At 71.8% G+C, this 16361-nt stretch carries 15 protein-coding genes; 6 read left to right on the top strand and 9 right to left on the bottom strand.

Annotated features, from left to right (window positions below; genetic code table 11):
- Positions 1 to 85 precede the first annotated feature (85 nt).
- The 4 genes from DR046_RS11010 to DR046_RS10995 are packed head-to-tail and all read right to left on the bottom strand — an operon-like array spanning position 86 to position 3077.
- The gene (locus DR046_RS11010; RefSeq protein WP_115382428.1) at positions 86 to 748 is read right to left on the bottom strand and encodes an alpha/beta hydrolase; all 663 of its coding nucleotides are present in this window, start codon (positions 746 to 748) and stop codon (positions 86 to 88) included.
- Positions 745 to 1368 (bottom strand): DNA-3-methyladenine glycosylase family protein, encoded by a 624-nt coding sequence (locus DR046_RS11005; RefSeq protein ID WP_115382427.1) that lies wholly within the window; start codon positions 1366 to 1368, stop codon positions 745 to 747. Before DR046_RS11005 ends, DR046_RS11010 begins: the two co-directional genes overlap by 4 nt.
- Positions 1343 to 2062: a precorrin-6A/cobalt-precorrin-6A reductase gene (locus tag DR046_RS11000; RefSeq protein ID WP_115382426.1), complete on the bottom strand. Its 720-nt coding sequence runs from the start codon at positions 2060 to 2062 to the stop codon at positions 1343 to 1345. The genes DR046_RS11005 and DR046_RS11000 overlap by 26 nt, the downstream gene beginning before the upstream one ends.
- On the bottom strand, positions 2052 to 3077 hold the full coding sequence (locus tag DR046_RS10995) for a cobalt-precorrin-5B (C(1))-methyltransferase (protein WP_115382425.1): 1026 nt from the start codon (positions 3075 to 3077) through the stop codon (positions 2052 to 2054). Before DR046_RS10995 ends, DR046_RS11000 begins: the two co-directional genes overlap by 11 nt.
- Positions 3078 to 3173: 96 nt before the next feature.
- Here DR046_RS10995 and cobA point away from each other — a divergent pair, with 96 nt between their 5' ends.
- The 3 genes from cobA to DR046_RS10980 all read left to right on the top strand — a co-directional run bounded on the left by cobA (position 3174) and on the right by DR046_RS10980 (position 6616).
- Positions 3174 to 4016 carry a uroporphyrinogen-III C-methyltransferase gene (cobA, locus tag DR046_RS10990; protein ID WP_115382424.1) on the top strand — a complete coding sequence of 281 codons (843 nt, stop codon included), beginning with the start codon at positions 3174 to 3176 and terminating at the stop codon, positions 4014 to 4016.
- Between the two features lie 97 nt (positions 4017 to 4113).
- Positions 4114 to 5382 (top strand): cobyrinic acid a,c-diamide synthase CobB, encoded by a 1269-nt coding sequence (locus DR046_RS10985; RefSeq protein WP_115382423.1) that lies wholly within the window; start codon positions 4114 to 4116, stop codon positions 5380 to 5382.
- A gap of 10 nt (positions 5383 to 5392) precedes the next feature.
- The gene (locus tag DR046_RS10980) at positions 5393 to 6616 is read left to right on the top strand and encodes an MFS transporter (protein WP_115382422.1); all 1224 of its coding nucleotides are present in this window, start codon (positions 5393 to 5395) and stop codon (positions 6614 to 6616) included.
- Here the strand turns inward: DR046_RS10980 and DR046_RS10975 are convergent.
- Both DR046_RS10975 and DR046_RS10970 read right to left on the bottom strand, forming a co-directional pair.
- Positions 6613 to 7245 carry a response regulator gene (locus DR046_RS10975; protein ID WP_115382421.1) on the bottom strand — a complete coding sequence of 211 codons (633 nt, stop codon included), beginning with the start codon at positions 7243 to 7245 and terminating at the stop codon, positions 6613 to 6615. The two genes, DR046_RS10980 and DR046_RS10975, sit on opposite strands and share 4 nt — an antisense overlap.
- Positions 7246 to 7248: 3 nt before the next feature.
- Entirely contained in the window at positions 7249 to 9351 is a 2103-nt protein-coding gene (locus DR046_RS10970) for a sensor histidine kinase (RefSeq protein ID WP_115382420.1), read from the bottom strand.
- A 245-nt stretch (positions 9352 to 9596) separates the two neighbouring features.
- Between DR046_RS10970 and DR046_RS10965 the strand changes: the two genes are divergently transcribed.
- Both DR046_RS10965 and DR046_RS10960 read left to right on the top strand, forming a co-directional pair.
- Positions 9597 to 10316 (top strand): hypothetical protein, encoded by a 720-nt coding sequence (locus DR046_RS10965; protein ID WP_115382419.1) that lies wholly within the window; start codon positions 9597 to 9599, stop codon positions 10314 to 10316.
- Positions 10313 to 11530: a porin family protein gene (locus DR046_RS10960; protein ID WP_115382418.1), complete on the top strand. Its 1218-nt coding sequence runs from the start codon at positions 10313 to 10315 to the stop codon at positions 11528 to 11530. The genes DR046_RS10965 and DR046_RS10960 overlap by 4 nt, the downstream gene beginning before the upstream one ends.
- Positions 11531 to 11596: 66 nt before the next feature.
- Here DR046_RS10960 and DR046_RS10955 read toward each other — a convergent pair whose 3' ends face one another.
- The 3 genes from DR046_RS10955 to DR046_RS10945 all read right to left on the bottom strand — a co-directional run bounded on the left by DR046_RS10955 (position 11597) and on the right by DR046_RS10945 (position 14740).
- On the bottom strand, positions 11597 to 12850 hold the full coding sequence (locus DR046_RS10955; protein WP_115382458.1) for an ABC transporter permease: 1254 nt from the start codon (positions 12848 to 12850) through the stop codon (positions 11597 to 11599).
- 10 nt (positions 12851 to 12860) lie between these two features.
- Entirely contained in the window at positions 12861 to 13664 is an 804-nt protein-coding gene (locus DR046_RS10950; RefSeq protein WP_115382417.1) for a taurine ABC transporter ATP-binding protein, read from the bottom strand.
- 68 nt (positions 13665 to 13732) lie between these two features.
- Positions 13733 to 14740: a taurine ABC transporter substrate-binding protein gene (locus DR046_RS10945; RefSeq protein ID WP_115382416.1), complete on the bottom strand. Its 1008-nt coding sequence runs from the start codon at positions 14738 to 14740 to the stop codon at positions 13733 to 13735.
- Between the two features lie 213 nt (positions 14741 to 14953).
- On the opposite strand from DR046_RS10945, the gene DR046_RS10940 reads away from it, so the two are divergent.
- Positions 14954 to 16351, top strand: a complete 1398-nt coding sequence (locus tag DR046_RS10940) for an aminotransferase family protein (RefSeq protein WP_115382415.1) — start codon at positions 14954 to 14956, stop codon at positions 16349 to 16351.
- Positions 16352 to 16361 lie beyond the last annotated feature (10 nt).

Here is a 16361-nt window from a genome sequence, read left to right as displayed (position 1 = left end):
TCGGGTGTGGCGATAGAGCGCGAATATGACGGTTTCTTGTGCGCCCGCGCAAAGCCCCGGATCGGCCCCCGCGCGGGCCCCTTCGTCACCCCGCCTCCAGCCCCCAGACGTCGCGCAGGAAGGCCAGCGCCACCTGCAGGCCGTCGGGCGCGATGCCGTGGCCCGTGCCCTTCATGACATGGGCGTAGATCCGCTCGAACCCGGCTTGTTCGAGCGCTTCGGCGGCTTCGGGCAGGGACTGCACCGGCACGACCTCGTCCGCGTCCCCATGGACCAGAAGGACCGGCGGCTTCGACACGGCCTCGTCGGCCAGCCACTCGGGCTTGAGCAGCCGACCGGAGAAGGCGACGATCCCGGCGAAGGGCTCGGCGCGCCGGGGCGCCACATGCAGCGACATCATCGTGCCTTGGCTGAAGCCAAACAGCGCAACGTCCTTCGCGGCGACACCTTCCCGCGCCATCGTCTCGTCGAGGAAGACGCCCAGGTCGGCCACGGCGCGGGCCATGCCCGCCATCGCCTCCTCCTCCGACGATCCGTCGATCCAGGGGATCGGAAACCACTGGTAGCCGCCCGGCACGCCGGGGCAACGCTCCGGCGCGTCGGGCGACAGGAAGGCGGTGTCCGGCAGGTGCGCGGCCAGCGGATCGGCAAGGCCAATAAGGTCTGCGCCGTTCGCGCCGTAGCCGTGCAGGAAGATCAGCAGGCGTTTCGGGGCGTCCGGCCCGCGGCGTTGGTAGTCAAGGCTCACAGGGTGCCCTCCCGTCCTTTGGCCCGCGCGTAGTAGGCCCAGAGCAGCCGGGCCGCAACCGCGCGCCAGGGCGACCAGCCTTCCGCGATGGCGCGCATCTCCCGGGCCCCGGGCCGCGCGGGCAGGTCGAGCAGCAGCCGCGCGCCCTCCTGCAAGGCGAGGTCGCCGGGGGCGAAGACATCCTCGTGGCCCAGCGCAAACATGGCGTAGGTCTCGGCGGTCCAGGGGCCGATGCCCGGCAGAGCGGTCAGGATGCGGGTCACGTCCTCGGCCGGGGCGTGGCGCAGCGCGGCCCAGTCGGGATCCGCCTCGGCCAGAGACCGGACGTAGCGCATCTTCGGCCGCGACAGGCCGCAGGCGCGGAGGTCCTCGTCAGTCGCCGCGCGGATCGGCGCGGCCGCGTCCAGCCCCGCCGCCCGCAGCCGCCCGCAGATCGCGGCGGCCGAAGCCGTGCTCACCTGCTGCCCGACGATCGCCTCGAGCAGCGTCGCGAACCCGTCGGGCTTGCGCCGGAGCGGCAGCGGCGCGCAAAGCGCAAGCGCGGGGGCGAGCCGCGGGTCAATCCGCGCCAGCTCCGCCGCGCCACGGGCCAGGTCATCCGCCGTCTCGATCCGCCGCATGGGCGCGGACGAAGGCGATGGCGCGGTCGATGTCATGGGTCTCCTCCCCCGGCGGCGGCGGGGGCCGCGCGATCACGTGCACCGCTAGCCCGAGCGCTTCGGCCGCGTCCAGCTTCGCGGCCGGGCCGCCGGAGTCCTTGGTCACGAGGTGGCTGATCCCGTGGTGCCGGAACGTCGCGATCTCGTCAGCCAGGGCGAAAGGCGGCCGTCCGACCACCCACGTCACGCCCGGCTCCGCCGGGGCGGGATCCAGCCGCCGGCAGACCAGGTCGAGCCCCCGTCCGAGGAAGGGCGCCAGCCCGCCAGGCCCGACCGACAGGAAGACCCGCGCCCCCTGCGGCAACGCCTCTGCCGCCGCCCTCGCATCCGGATGCGTCCGCCAGCCCGGGCGCGGAGGCCAGCCGGGTCGGGTCAGCCGCAGGTGCGGCACGCCGCGCGCCGCGCAGACCTCCGCCGCCTTGCGGGAGATCCGCAGGGCGTAGGGATGCGTGGCATCCAGCACCGCCGCCACGCCCTCCAGCGCCGCCGCGAGGCCCACCGAACCGCCGAAGCCCCCGACGCGCGTCGGCACCGCCAGCGGCGCGGGCTGCGCCGTCGCGCCCGCGAGCGAGGCGAGGACGTCGAGACCCGCCACGGCGGCGCAGACGAGCCGCGCCTCCGCGGTCCCCGCTAGGATCAGGACCCTACCGCGCATGGGCGAGCACCTCGCCCGCGCGGTCGATCACGACCACGTCGACCTCGGCCTCGACGATCCCGAGCACCCGCGCCCGCGCCTCCTCGGCGATCCGGGCCGGCAGGTCCGGCGCGCGCGTCGCCGCCTCCAGCGCGGTGTTGCAGCCGGTCAGGTCCTGCCCGGCCCAGTCCGACAGAAGCGCCAGATCGACCTGCGAGCGCTTCGAATGCAGGTCCAACGCCCCCTGCGCCAGCTTCGCAAGCTTGCCCACGCCCCCGCCGACCGTGACGCGCGGGATCGGATGGCGCGCGATGTATTTCAGCATGCCCCCGGCGAAGTCCCCCATGTCGAGCATCGCGTGATCGGGCAGACCGTGCAGTGCCTGCACGACCCGCTCGCTGGTGGCGCCGGTGCAGCCGGCGACATGCGTCAGCCCGTCGGCCCGCGCCACGTCGACGCCCCGGTGGATCGACGCGATCCAGGCCGCGCAGGAGAAGGGCCGCACGATCCCCGTCGTCCCGAGGATCGACAGCCCGCCCTCGATCCCGAGCCGGGGGTTCCAGGTCCGCCTCGCGATCTCGGCCCCGCCGGGGACCGAGACCGTGATCTCCACCCCCGGGTCCGCGCCGAACAGAACGGCAGCCTCGGCGACCGCCTCGTCCATCATCGCCCGCGGCACGGGGTTGATCGCCGGCTCACCCACCGGGATCGGCAGGCCCGGCTTCGTCACGATCCCCACCCCCTCACCCGCGCGGAAGGTCACGCCGCCCGCCGAGGCGCGCACCCGAACCCGGATCGTCGCCCCGTGGGTCACGTCCGGGTCGTCGCCCGCGTCCTTCACCACCTCGGCCTCGGCCCAGCCCTCGCCCAGCCGCGCGCCCGCGATGACGAAGGACGGCGTCTGCCCGCGCGGCAGCCGGATCGTCACCTCCGCCGGGACCCGCCCCGTCCACAGCCCTTCGACCGCCGCCCTTGTCGCGGCGGTGGCGCAGGCGCCCGTGGTCCAGCCACGGCGGAGGGGCGGCACATCGCTCATACGCCTTCTGTGGCATGTGCTCCCCATGCCGCCAATGGGCCGCGGGCCGTCGCGGACGGTCTTCCCCTCGCAGGACGCCCGCGCCATACCGGGGCCATGACCGACCTGCCCCCTCACGACTGGCCTGAACTGAAGCCCGGCTGGGTCTGGCTCTGCGGCGCGGGGCCGGGCGACCCGGGCCTTCTGACGCTGCACGGCCTCAACGCGCTTCGGCAGGCCGACGTGATCGTCTACGACGCGCTGGTGGGCCAGGGCATCCTCGACTGGGCGCCGCAGGCCCGGCACGAATATGCGGGCAAGCGCGGCGGCAAGCCCTCGGCGGTGCAGCGTGACATTTCGCTGCGGCTGGTGGAGCTTGCGCGGCAGGGCAAGCGCGTGCTGCGGCTCAAGGGCGGCGACCCCTTCGTCTTCGGCCGCGGCGGAGAGGAGGCGCAGACGCTGGTGCAGCACGGCGTGCCGATCCGGGTCGTGCCGGGCATCACCGCAGGCATCGCGGGGCTGGCCTATGCGGGCATCCCCGTCACCCATCGCGACGTGAACCAGTCCGTCACCTTCGTCACCGGCCACGACGCGACCGGGGCCGCGCCGACCGCGCTCGACTGGGAGGGGATCGCGAAGGGCAGCCAGGTCATCGTGATCTACATGGGGATGAAGCACATAGGCCAGATCGCGGACCGGCTGATCGCCGCCGGCCGGTCACCGGACGAGCCGGTCGCCGTCACGACCACGGCCACGCTGGACGAACAGCGCACGATCGAGACCACGCTCGCCGCCTGCGCCGCCGATATCGCCGCCGCCGCGCTGGAGCCGCCGGCAATCATCTGCGTCGGCCGCGCCGCGCTGCTGCGCCAGGCCCTCGACTGGCGCGCGATGGAGGCGGGCGCGCTCCCGCGCGATGTCGACCCGCTGGAGCTGCGCCGCCCCGCCGAGGCCGGATGATCCGCCTCCTCCCTTCCTGTGGCCGTAAATACTCTGGGGGGGCGCGGGGGGGCGAAGCCCCCCCGCCGGGTCGGACCGCGTCAGCGGTCCGAAACCGATGCCCGGCCTGATCCTCGCCGCGCCCTCCTCGGGCAGCGGCAAGACGACGATCACCCTCGGCCTGCTGCGCGCCCTGCGGGACGCGGGCATCGACGTGCGCGGGGCGAAGTCCGGCCCTGACTACATCGACCCGCGTTTTCACGAGGCCGCTTCCGGTGCGCCCTGCCCCAATCTCGATGCCTGGGCGATGACGCCCGGGATGATCGCGGGGCTCGGCGCCGGGCCCGGCCTGCTGCTGGTCGAGGGCGCGATGGGCCTCTTCGACGGCGCGGCGCCGGACGGGCGGGGCGCCGTCGCGGACCTCGCGCGGCAGTTGCGGCTGCCGGTGGTCCTGATCGTCGATGCGGCGCGGATGGCGCAGTCGGTCGCGCCGCTCGTCGCGGGCTTCGCCGCGCATGATCCCGAGGTGCGGGTGGCCGGCGTCATCCTGAACCGCATCGGATCGCCCCGGCACGAGGCGATGTTGCGCGCCGCCTGCCCGCTGCCGGTGCTGGGCTGCGTGCCCCGCGACGCGCGGCTCGCGACCCCCTCGCGGCATCTCGGCCTCGTGCAGGCCGAGGAGCGGCCGGATCTCGACGCCTTCCTCGCCACCGCCGGCGCCGTCATGGCGGAGCGCATCGACCTCGCCATGCTCCAGAGCCTCGCCGCGCCCCTGCCCGACGCCGCTCCGCCGCGCTTCGATCCCCCGGCCCAGCGCATCGCCGTCGCCCGCGACGCCGCCTTTGCCTTCGTATACCCGCATCTCCTGGAGGGCTGGCGGCGCGCCGGTGCCGAGATCGCGACCTTCTCTCCGCTCGCCGACGAGCCCGCGCCCGTAGCCGATCTCGTCTACCTGCCCGGCGGCTACCCGGAGCTTCATGCCGGGCGGCTGGCCACCAACCGGCGTTTCCTCGCTTCGCTCGCCGACAGGCCGGTCCACGGCGAATGCGGCGGCTACATGGTCATGGGCGAGACGCTGAGCGATGCCGAAGGCAGGACGTACCGCATGGCCGGTCTGCTGGGCCTCGCCACCAGCTTTGCCGAGCGGCGCCTGCATCTCGGCTATCGCCGCCTGCGCGCGACCGGTGGCCCCTTCGCCGGGACCTGGGCCGGGCACGAGTTCCACTATGCCACGACGCTCCGCGCCGAAGGCACCCCGCTCTTCGAGGCATGGGACGCGGAGGGCGCGCCGCTCCCCCCGGCCGGGCTTCGGCGGGGCCCCGCGCAGGGGTCGTTCCTGCACCTCATCACGCCGGCGCCGCTGGACGGGGTCGGCGGAGGGGCGTAGGCACAAGCCCATGACCGATACCGTCCTTTCCGGGGCAGATGACGACCGGCGCGCGAAGCGCAACGTCATGGTGCTCGTCACGGCGCAGGCCCTTCTGGGGGCGCAGCTGCCGATCAACTTCACCGTCGCGGGGCTGGTCGGCCTGACGATCGCGCCCTCGCCGATCTGGGCGACGGTGCCGATCTCGGTCATCGTCTTCGGGTCGATGACGACGGCGTCCTGGATCTCGCCGCTGATGCAGCGGTACGGGCGCCGTGCGGGCTTCATGCTGGGGGCGGGGGCCGGGGCGGCGGGCGCGGCGCTGTCGATGACGGCGCTGGTGCTGGGCAGCTTCTGGCTGTTCCTCGCGGGCGCCTATCTGACCGGCATCTTCATGTCGACGCTGGGTTTCTACCGCTTCGCCGCGACCGACACGGCGTCGGACGCGTTCCGTCCGAAGGCGATCAGCTACGTGATGGCGGGGGGCCTGATCTCGGCCTTCGTGGCGCGCTTCGTCGTCACCGGGACCGAGACGGCGACGATCATCCCCTTCCTCGCAACCTATGGCGCGGTCTTCGCGCTGAACGCCGTCGGCGTGTGGCTGTTCCTGCTGCTCGACATCCCGAAGCCGCCGGCGCCGAAGCTGGGCGACGCGAAAGGCCGCAGCCGGAAGGCCCTGCTCGCCGATCCAGGGATCCGGGTGGCGATCATCTGCGCGATGGTCAGCTACGCGCTGATGAACCTGGTGATGACCTCGACCCCGCTGGCCGTGGTCGGCTGCGGCTTCGGCGTGTCAGACGCCTCCAACATCGTGACCTTCCACGTCATCGCGATGTATGCGCCCAGCTTCTTCACCGGCCACCTGATCCTGCGCTTCGGGACCGGCAAGATCGTCGCGACGGGTCTCGCCATGCTGGCCGCGGCGGGCGCCGTCGCGCTGTCGGGGACCGAGCTGCCCTACTTCTACGTGGCGCTGGTCCTGCTGGGGCTGGGCTGGAACTTCGGCTTCATCGGCGCGACGACGATGCTGTCGAGCCTTCATGCGCCCGAGGAGCGGGGCACGGTGCAGGGCCTCAACGACACGCTGGTCTTCGGGATGGTCACGCTCGCCTCGCTCAGCTCCGGCGTGCTGATGAACACGGGGCCGGATGCGGAGGCCGGGTGGACCGCGGTCAACCTCGCCATCGCGCCCTTCCTCGCGCTCGCCGCCGGGGCGCTGATCTGGCAGGCGGTGCGGGGGCGGGCGACCGCCTAGCCCTGCCGCAGGCCCATCCGGGTCGCATGCCAGGCGGCCTCTGCCCGGCTGGAGATGCCGAGCTTGCGGTAGACGGCCTTGATGTAGCCGGCCACCGTCGTCTCGGCCAGGCCGAGCTCGTGGGCGACCTCGGCGGTGCGCAACCCGCGCCCGATCAGGGCCAGCACGTCGGTCTCGCGCGCGGTCAGCCGGGCCTCGGGCTCGACCGGGCCGGTGAGGCGGAAATGCTCCATGATCCGCCGCGCGATGGCTGGCGAGAGAGCGGGCAGGCCCTGCTCGATCTGGCGCAGCTGGTGGACGAGCATCGGGCGCGGCGTCTCCTTCAGAAGGTAGCCGTCCGCCCCGGCCGAAAGCGCGCCCACCAGCGTCGCGTCGTCCGACATCACCGTCGCCACCACGCAGACCGTCTCGGGCGTGCGCCGCTTGACCTCGCGCAGCAGGGTCACGCCGTCGCCGTCGGGCAGGTTCAGATCGACCACCAGCAGGCTTCGGCGCCGCGACAGCGCCTTGCGCGCCTGCGACAGGGTCGCCGCGCTGACGATGACGCAGTCGGGGAACGCCTCTGCGACGATGCCGTGGAGCCAGTCACGCGTCGCCGGCATGTCCTCCACCAGCAGGGCGGAGCGCACCGGTCAGGCCCCCGCCACGGCCAGTTCGAGGCGGGGCTCCAGCGGCAGCCGCGCCTCGATCCGCGTGCCCGTGGCGCCGGTCTCAAGCACCAGGGTGCCGCCCGCATCCTCGGCCCGCTCGCGCAGGTTGCGCAGCCCCTTGCCGCGGGGCGCCTCGGGGGCGATGCCCTGTCCGTCATCCTCGATCCGCAGGCGCAGCGCGCCGCCCTCGACCGCCAGCGCGACGGCGACCCGCGCGGCCCCGCTGTGGCGCAACGCGTTGCCCGTCGCCTCGCGCAGCAGCGCGCGCAGCGTCGCGGCCTGCAGGGCGGGCAGGCTGCGGTCGGGCAGCCCCTCGTCGCTCCAGTCCAGCCGCCGCCCCGCCGCCTCGTAGAGGCCTCCGATCTCGCCGCGCAGATCCGCCACGAGGTCGCGCAGCGGGACGTCCTCCATCCGCGTGTTCGAGACGATGTCGCGCAGGTCGGCGAGGGTCTGGCGAATCAGCGCGTCCTTGCGGTCCGGCGCATCGGAGTGAAGCGCGCCCAGAAGCTGCACGCCGATGTTGTCGTGGACGTCGCGGTCGATGCGTGCCCTTTCCTCGGCGACGGCGCGGTCGCGGGCGCGGGCCAGTTCGTCCAGCCGGGCGACGGTCTCGACCAGCCGCGCGGCCCGGTCCCGGTCGGCGGGCGAGAAGAGGCGGCGGCCCCCGCCGGTCCAATTGAGCCTGAGCGCCGGCAGCCCCGCGACCGCGGGCAAATGGAGCGCCGCGCCCTCGTCGATCAGCAGCGGCGCGGCGGGGGCGGCGCGCGCCGGGTCCATGCCCAGGGGATGGAACGCGTCCTCGAGCAGGCTGCGCCAGCGTGCCTCCCGCTCGACTGGGTTCGTGGCCAGCGCCACCGCGCCCAGGGCGTCCGCCAGGTCCTTTGGCGGCCCCCGGCGCTGCACCCGCCGTGCGATGGCATCGCGGAACGGCAGGTAGAGCAGCACCACCAGAAGCAGCGAGGCGCTGAAGGCGGGCATCCGGTCCAGCGACAGCCAGCCGATCAGCGCCGCGTCCACCGCAAAGAGAAGCGCCGCCCCGGCCGCGTAATAGAGGACCCGGAAGGACCAGTCGCCCAGGTCGAACATCCGGAACCGCGCAACCCCGATGGCGAGGCCGAGATAGACGAAGAGGAACAGCAGGAAGGCATGGCCCTGGCGGATCGTCGGCTCGTAACCCATGGCGCCGGGCACGGCCATCAGCGCGATGAAGCTGCCCGAGCCGAAGACGAGGCTGACGCCGAACCAGGTGACCAGCGCCCTCTCCTTCGGGCGGCCGCGCGTCGCCCAGAGCTGGGCCAGAAGGCCCGCCACGATCAGCGCCATCTCGACCGCGGTGGCGAGATGGGCGCCGGTGCCCCGGCCCTCCCAGATGCCGAGGGGGTTGCCGAGGAACCAGAGAAAGAAGACCGCCGGCTGGACCCAGACCGCCCAGAGCGGGATCAGACGCATCGGATAGATCAGCATCATCGAGCCCATGCAGGCGCCGAAGGTCAGCGCGCCGAACATGTTGAGACCCGAGGCGAGGCGGAAGGCGGTGCCGTCCAGCGCCAACTCGCGCGTCGAGTACCAGGCCGCCGCGAAGATCGCGAGGGCGAGGCCGAACCCCGCCGCCGCGAACAGGGCCGCCGCCGGGTCGCGGGGCCTGAGGCTCAGCACCCAGCCCCCGAGCGCGGCGATCGTGATCGCGGTCATCAGCTGGATCCAGAAGACGGATGGCAGGTCCGAGAGCGGCCGCGCCGGGGCCGGGACGACCTCGAAGGCGCCCGCCTCGGTGACCAGCGTGACCGGCCCCGCGCGCAGCATCTCGTGGACGCGGTCCGCGCGGTCGAAGAGCGCGAGCATCCCCGCGCGGGTCGGCACGACGTCCGGCTCCTCGACGCCGTCCTCGGGCGAGAACGCGACGCGCGCCCCGCCCGCCTCAATGGCCAGAAGCTGGGTCCCCGCGACCTCGGCGGACGGGCCCTCCGGGTTCGGCGCCTGGAGCGCAATTCCGGGCCCTGCCCCCCCGATCTGCTTCTGGATGCCGAGCCAGGGCTGCGCCGTCGCAAGCCAGGTCACCGCGATCCCGAGCAGCAGTGCCAGCATCACCGCCGCGGCCGTGCCCAGCGCTGGGGCTCCACGACCGCCCCGAATCGTCACAGCGTCCATCGTCGCTCCCTAAAATGAGGGATAATCTGGAGGCCTTCCTTACCACGGGTCAAGCAGATCAGGTCCCTACCTTGCCGGCCCCCCCCGATCGGGGGGTCTACGGGGCGGGCCGCTTGGCCTAAGCCCGAGGGCGGCGGCCTCGACGAAGGCGGTCGCGACCGAAACGAACGGAAAGACGGGACATGACGATCAGAAATGCGGCGCTGCTGATGGGGGCTCTGGCGCTGGCCGGGTGCAATAGCGATAACGGCGGTGGAGGCGGCGGTGGCGGTGGCGGCGGAGGTGCCGCAGCCAGTGACCCGGCGCATGATGCGGCCTTCGCCGCGGTCTCGGGCCAGGGCGCCACGTCGACGATGCCCCAGACCTTCACCGGGACCTTCACCGGCGGCCTCCAGGCGCAGCTCAACGAGGTCGCCGCGGGCGGCGGCACCACCCCGGTCGGCTTCGCCGTCGGCGATCTGGAGCTGAACGCCAACTGGCGCGAGGGTCAGGCCGGCCCGGCCTTCACGGGAACGGCCCGGAACTTCGCAGGCGAGGTCAACGGCACCGCGACCACCTGGAACGGAGAGCTGGCCGCGACCAGTTCCGCCCCGTTCAACCGCATCCAGGTCTTCGACGGCGCCCAGATCTGCGCAGCGATCCCGGCGGGCCAGGCCTGCCCGGTCGACCCGTCGGCGCGGACCAGCGCCGTGACGCTGGAGATGAACGGCAGCCTGCAGGCCGACGGCGGCACCGCCGGGGGCGACTCGTCGCTGCTGCTCAGCGGCTTCGTGACGAACGACAACCAGGGCATGACCGGCGCCGTCAGCTCCGGCAGCTTCGGGACGGGCGGCTTCATCCTGCCGGACGGCTCCACCGCCGTCGTGGCTGGCCCCGAGAGCACGTTCTACGCCACCAAGTGATCCCTGCCCGCACCCCGCGCGGGGCCCTGCGACGCCTCGGTGCGCTGGGCCTGGCGCTCCTTCTCTGCGTCGCGCCGATGGCGCAGGCGCAAGAGGCGGCCGATCCGCGCTGGGTCGAGGCCGGCGAGCTGGTGCGCGCCGGGCGGCCCGCCGAGGCGCTGCCGCTGCTCGAGATGCTCGTCGCCGACGCGCCCGACAATGCGCCCTATCGGCTGGAACTGGCCGCAGTCCTGCTGCGGCTCGGCCAGGGTCAGCGCGCGCGGTTCCACCTCGCCCGCGCCCGGGGCGGCGCCCTGCCGGACGACGTGCGCGAGACGGTGAACGGCCTTCTGGCCGGCCTTCCGCTGCGCACGACATGGGAGCGGTCGCTTTCCTTCGCGTTCCGACCCGAGTCGAACCCCGCGCGCGGCTCGACGGGGTTCATCCTCGTCAACGGCGTCCCGGTCGAGGTAGGCACGGCGGGCGCGGGCGAGCCGGGCCGGTCCTTTACCGTCACCGCCGAGGGCGGGCGGCAGTGGGCGCTGAGCCCGCGCCGCGCCCTGTTCGCCGCCGGCTCGGTCGAGCATGTCGCGCGTTCCGGCAAGCTGGAGGACACGACCGTCCTGCGCGCGCGGGGCGGCCTTCGGACGGTGGTGGGCGCCACGAAGGTCGAGGCCGCCCTGCGGTGGAGCGAGATCCTCGTCGAAGACACGGCGCTGGCACAGGGTCCGGGCGTCACCGCTTCGCTGGCCCGGCCGCTCGGGCGGCATGGGGACGGGTATGTCTCGGCCTGGCTGGACCGGCTGACCTATGGCGATCTGCCCGGGCTGGACGGGACCGACTCCGGTGCAAGTATCGGATATGCTTATGCTCTCTCGCCCTCGACGCGGCTGTCCTTCGCGCTGGGATATGCGCGGCGGAACGCGCGGGCGGAGGGGTCGCGGCTGACGACGGTGAACCAGGCGATCGGGATCGACCACAGCTTCCGCGGCGGGCTGTCGGTCGGCGGGACGCTGACCCGGACGCGCAGCTGGCGGGACGCGGCGACGGGATTCTTCACGGTGGTTCAGAAGGATACCCGGGATACGGTCGCCCTGCGGGCGTCGCACTCACGGCTCAACGTGATGGGCTTCGCTCCGGTCGCCGAGATCGCGCGGGAGCGGCAGGACAGCACGATCCCGCTGCTACGCTACGAGAACGACCGCGCCTCGATCAGCTTCACCCGGCGGTTCTGAACCGCCGGGGATGCGTGGGTGATCCAGGGGTGATCCACGGGTGATCCGCGTCGGACGTCGCGCCGCTCAGCTTCGACCCTTCCAGGGCACCAGCCAGTTCTCGGCCTTGCGCATCAGGATGTCGATGCCGAAGCCGATGATGCCGATCAGGATGATCCCCATCAGCACGACGTCGGTGGACTGGAACTTGGAGGCGGCGATGATCATCATGCCGACGCCCTTCTGCGCGGCGACCAGCTCGGCCGCGACGACGGTGCCCCAGCAGACGCCCATCGCGACCCGCGCGCCGGTGAAGATTTCCGGCAGGGAGTTCGGGATGATGACGTGGCGCAGGATCTGCGCCTTGGAGGCGCCCAAGCTGTAGGCCGCATGGACCTTGGTGATGTTCACGCCCGACACCCCTGCCCGCGCGGCGATGGCCATGATCCAGAGCGCGGCGAGGAACAGCAGCACGATCTTGCCCGTCTCCCAGATGCCGAACCAGATGATGACCAGCGGGATCAGGGCCAGCGGCGGGACGGGGCGCATGAATTCCACGATGGGATCGAACCAGCCGCGGAACCAGTCGTTCAGCCCCATCGCGTAGCCCAGCGGGATGCCGACGGCGGCGCCGATGGCGAAGCCGACGAGGACGCGCATCAGCGAGTAGAACAGATGCTCCCACAGGGGGACGTTCTGGAAGCCGTTGGTGGCGATGTCGACGAGTGCGGCGACGACGCTCTCGGGCGAGGGCAGCCAGATCTCCTCCATCTGCAGGCCGCGCGCGGGCGAGACGTTGAGCGAGCCGCGCGGCGTCATCGTCACCTCGCCATCGGCGAAGGCGACGGTCACACCCGGCGCGATGGGCTGCCCCTCGACGGCGACGACCTCGACATCCTCGCCCTCGTCGTTGCGGTCCGCGCGGACGAGTTCGGACCGGTAGGCCGCGATCATGGCGGCGTCGTTCCTGGCGAAGCCCTCGCCGGGCTCGGCCTCGATCTCGGGCGGTTGCTCGCCCAGGGGGAAGACGCGGAGGAAGACGGTGGCCTCGTCCTCGGCCCCGCCCGCGTTGCGGGCGGTGTAGGTGAAGGAGGTGTCGCCGGTGAACGGCCCCGGCACGTGGACCGGCACCAGAGAGGAGCCGGTGAAGGCGCCCCAGAGCAGGAAGATCACCACGACCGAGATGACCGAGGCGGCGCGGTTCGGGCGCACCGCGCTCTCGTCGCCGAAGGTCACGGTCTTGAGCGCGGTGAAGTCGCGGCGCTTGCGGCCCCGGGTGGCGAGGCCGACGAGCAGCATCGCCCCGACGAAGAGCGCGACGTAGAGCAGCAGGAGGATCAGTCCGGTCATGTCAGGCGCTCTCCGTCCGGCCCATGATCTCTTCCTCCATCTCCCAGATCATCGACAGGATCTCTTCCCGCCGCTTGCCGAAATCCGGGTGCTTCTTCACCTCGCGCAGATCCTGGTTCACGCCCATCTCGGCGAAGGGAAGGCGGTATTCGCGGTGGATGCGGCCCGGGCGCGGGGCCATGACCAGAAGCCGCTCGCCCAGCAGCAGCGCCTCCTCGACGGAATGGGTGATGAGGATGATGGTCTTGCCCGTCTCCTTCCAGAGCTTGAGCACGAGGCCCTGCATCTTCTCGCGCGTCAGCGCGTCGAGCGCGCCCAGCGGCTCGTCCATCAGGATCACGTCGGGATCGTTGGCGAGGCAGCGGGCCAGCGCCACGCGCTGCTGCATGCCGCCCGACAGCTCGTAGATGGCCTTGTCCTTGAAGTCGCCGAGCCCGGTGATCTGCAGCAGCCGGTCGGCGGTCGCGCGCCGCTCGGCCACCGGCGTGCCCTTCATGCGCGGGCCGAATTCCACGTTCTCGCGCACCGACATCCACTCGAACAGCGCGCCCTGCTGAAAGACCATCCCGCGCTCGGCATCCGGGCCGGTCACGCGATGGCCGTTCAGCACCACCTCTCCGCCGGTGGGGGCGAGGAACCCGGCCACGATGTTCAGGAGCGTCGTCTTCCCGCAGCCCGAAGGGCCGAGCACGCTCATCAGTTCCCCCGCCCGGAGGTCGAGCGAGACGTTCTTAAGCGCCTGCACGAAGCTGCCACTGGGCAGGTCGAAGCGCATCGACACGTCGTCGATGGTCAGTCCTGTCATGGATGTCCCCTCATCTCTCGGGCCGGGGCGCGGCCCTCGCCCCCCGGCCCGACGTCGTCAGATCCGGCTCACATGTCCTGCGTGGCCGCGAGCGGTCCGGTATCGACCGCGTCCGCATAGGTCTCGCGTGCGGCGGGGATGGAGCCCGCCTCCTCGAAGACACCGGCGACGCCCTTCATGAACTCCTGCGCGCCGCCGCCCAGCCAGCGCTCGCTCAGCTGCGCGTCGACCGGCGGGAAGACGAAGGTCTCGATGGTCTCGCGCGTGGCCTCCAGTTCCATGCCCGCGTCCTGGGCGATGACCGGCAGCATTTCCTCGGTGTGCTCGCCGGAGTTCCACATCGCGTTCGCGTCGGCCGTGACCTTGAGGAACTTGGCGACGAGGTCGGGATTCTCGGCCACGAAGTCGGCCGGGGCCGAGGTCACGTCGAAGACGAGGATGCCGAGGTCTTCCTTCTCGGCGCCGGTCAGCAGGACGTTGCCATGCTCCTTCATGCGGCGCAGCGCGCCGCCCCAGCCGCAGGCCATGTCGAGCGAGCCCTGCGCCAGCGCCGCGGCGCCCTCGGCCGGGGCCATGTCGACCACTTCCATCGAGGCCACGTCGACCCCGAAATGGTTCATCTGGCTCAGGAAGCCGTAATGCGCCGCGGTCCCGATCGGCACGGCCACGCGCTTGCCGGCGAGGTCCCCAGCGGTGTCCTTGTCGATTTCCAGCGCCTCGGCGACGACGCAGTTGTCGTTGTCGGAATAGCTGACCGCCACGTCCAGGATCTTCAGGTCCTGCCCGGCCGAGGTCGCGACGACGAAGGGCGGCACGCCCTGGCTGACGGCGAGCTGCACGTCGCCCGAGGCCATCGCGGCGGACATCGCGGTGCCGGTGTCGAAGGCGACCCAGTTGATGTCGACGCCCATCTCTTCCTCGTAGGTGCCGTTCACCTTGGCGTACTGGAAGGGCATCGGCCATTCGAGGAAGTAGGCGACGGTGATCTCGTCGACGTCCTGGGCGAGGACGGCCTGTCCGCCCGACAGCAGGGTCGCGGCGGCGACGGCGCCGAGCAGCTTGGACTTAGGTGACATTCATGTTCTCCCGTTCGTGACGTTGCGGAGACGTCTGAGGCCTCCTTGACGTCACGGGAACATGCGGGCGGCCGTTTCGCAAGGTGAAGCCAGACTGGACTTACGCGCCATCCGGTGCTGGCCCTATTGCGGCTTGTCAAAGGCGCGCAGATCGGGCGTAGTGCTGCGACAGGCGGCGGATCGTGGTCCGCCCCGTCCCCCGAGGAGACTGGCATGGACGACCTGAACCCCAACGATCTGAGCGCCGTCGTCGAAGCCGACCGGGCGCATGTCTGGCACCATCTGATGCCCCACAAGGCGCTGGAGACGACCGATCCGCGGATCATCGTCGAAGGCCGCGGCATGCGGGTCTGGGACCAGCACGGCAAGGAGCATCTCGACGCCGTCTCGGGCGGGGTCTGGACCGTCAATGTCGGCTACGGCCGCGCGGAGATCGCGGACGCCGTGCGCGACCAGCTCGTGAAGATGAACTACTTCGCGCAGACGGCCGGGTCGATTCCGGGGTCCCTGTTCGCCGAGAAGCTGATCTCGAAGATGCCGGGGATGAGCCGGGTGTTCTATGCCAATTCCGGCTCCGAGGCGAACGAGAAGGCGTTCAAGATGATCCGCCAGATCAGCGCCCGGAAGCATGGCGGCAAGAAGCAGAAGATCCTCTACCGCGACCGCGACTACCACGGCACCACCATCGCCTGCCTCTCGGCCGGCGGCCAGCAGGAGCGGAACGCCCATTACGGCCCCTTCACGCCGGGCTTCGTCGAGGTGCCGCACTGCCTCGAATATCGCAACCACGAGCAGGGGCTGGGGACTTTGTCCGGCGCCGAATACGGCCGCGCCGCCGCCGATGCCATCGAGGAGGTCATCCTGCGCGAGGGGCCCGACACCGTCGGCGCGATCTGCCTGGAGCCGATCACGGCGGGCGGCGGCGTCATCGTCCCGCCCGAGGGGTACTGGGAGCGCGTGCAGGAGATCGTCGACAAGTACGACCTGCTTCTGCACATCGACGAGGTCGTCTGCGGCGTCGGTCGCACCGGGACCTGGTTCGGATACCAGCATTACGGCGTCCGCCCGGACTTCGTGACCATGGCCAAGGGCGTCGCCTCGGGCTACGCGGCGATCTCGTGCATGGTGACGACCGAGGCGGTGTTCGAGCAGTTCAAGGACGATCCCACCGACAAGCTGCACTATTTCCGCGACGTCTCGACCTTCGGCGGCTGCGCGGCGGGCCCCGCCGCGGCGCTGGTCAACATGGAGATCATCGAGCGCGAGGGCCTTCTGGAGAACTGCCAGAAGATGGGCGAGCGGATGCTCGGCAATCTCGGCAAGCTCATGGAGAAGCACGAGATCATCGGCGACGTGCGTGGCAAGGGCCTGTTCCTCGGCGCCGAGCTGGTCAGCGACCGCGCTGCCAAGACCCCGGTCCCCGAGCCGAAGATCCAGGCCGTGCTGGCCGACTGCATGAAGCAGGGGGTCATCATCGGCGCCTCGAACCGGTCCGTGCCGGAGCGCAACAACACGCTGTGCTTCTCGCCCGCGCTGATCGCGAAGCCCGAGGATATCGACGCCATCACCGACGCGGTCGACGGCGCCCTGACCCGGGTCTTCGGGGCCTGATCCCTTGTGG

The sequence above is a fragment of the Jannaschia formosa genome (genome assembly GCF_003340555.1).
Lineage (GTDB): Bacteria > Pseudomonadota > Alphaproteobacteria > Rhodobacterales > Rhodobacteraceae > Jannaschia > Jannaschia formosa.
The sequence above is the reverse complement of the archived record's forward strand: the minus strand, read 5'-3'. Positions and strand labels throughout refer to the sequence as shown.

What these genes read in the sequence shown, in the direction of transcription:
- DR046_RS11005 (WP_115382427.1), bottom strand. Translation starts at nt 1,368, where the DNA reads ATGCGGCGGATCGAGACGGCGGATGACCTGGCCCGTGGCGCGGCGGAG.
- DR046_RS11000 (WP_115382426.1), bottom strand. Translation starts at nt 2,062, where the DNA reads ATGCGCGGTAGGGTCCTGATCCTAGCGGGGACCGCGGAGGCGCGGCTC.
- DR046_RS10995 (WP_115382425.1), bottom strand. Translation starts at nt 3,077, where the DNA reads ATGAGCGATGTGCCGCCCCTCCGCCGTGGCTGGACCACGGGCGCCTGC.
- cobA (WP_115382424.1), top strand. Translation starts at nt 3,174, where the DNA reads ATGACCGACCTGCCCCCTCACGACTGGCCTGAACTGAAGCCCGGCTGG.
- DR046_RS10985 (WP_115382423.1), top strand. Translation starts at nt 4,114, where the DNA reads ATGCCCGGCCTGATCCTCGCCGCGCCCTCCTCGGGCAGCGGCAAGACG.
- DR046_RS10980 (WP_115382422.1), top strand. Translation starts at nt 5,393, where the DNA reads ATGACCGATACCGTCCTTTCCGGGGCAGATGACGACCGGCGCGCGAAG.
- DR046_RS10970 (WP_115382420.1), bottom strand. Translation starts at nt 9,351, where the DNA reads ATGCTGGCACTGCTGCTCGGGATCGCGGTGACCTGGCTTGCGACGGCG.
- DR046_RS10965 (WP_115382419.1), top strand. Translation starts at nt 9,597, where the DNA reads ATGACGATCAGAAATGCGGCGCTGCTGATGGGGGCTCTGGCGCTGGCC.
- DR046_RS10950 (WP_115382417.1), bottom strand. Translation starts at nt 13,664, where the DNA reads ATGACAGGACTGACCATCGACGACGTGTCGATGCGCTTCGACCTGCCC.
- DR046_RS10945 (WP_115382416.1), bottom strand. Translation starts at nt 14,740, where the DNA reads ATGTCACCTAAGTCCAAGCTGCTCGGCGCCGTCGCCGCCGCGACCCTG.
- DR046_RS10940 (WP_115382415.1), top strand. Translation starts at nt 14,954, where the DNA reads ATGGACGACCTGAACCCCAACGATCTGAGCGCCGTCGTCGAAGCCGAC.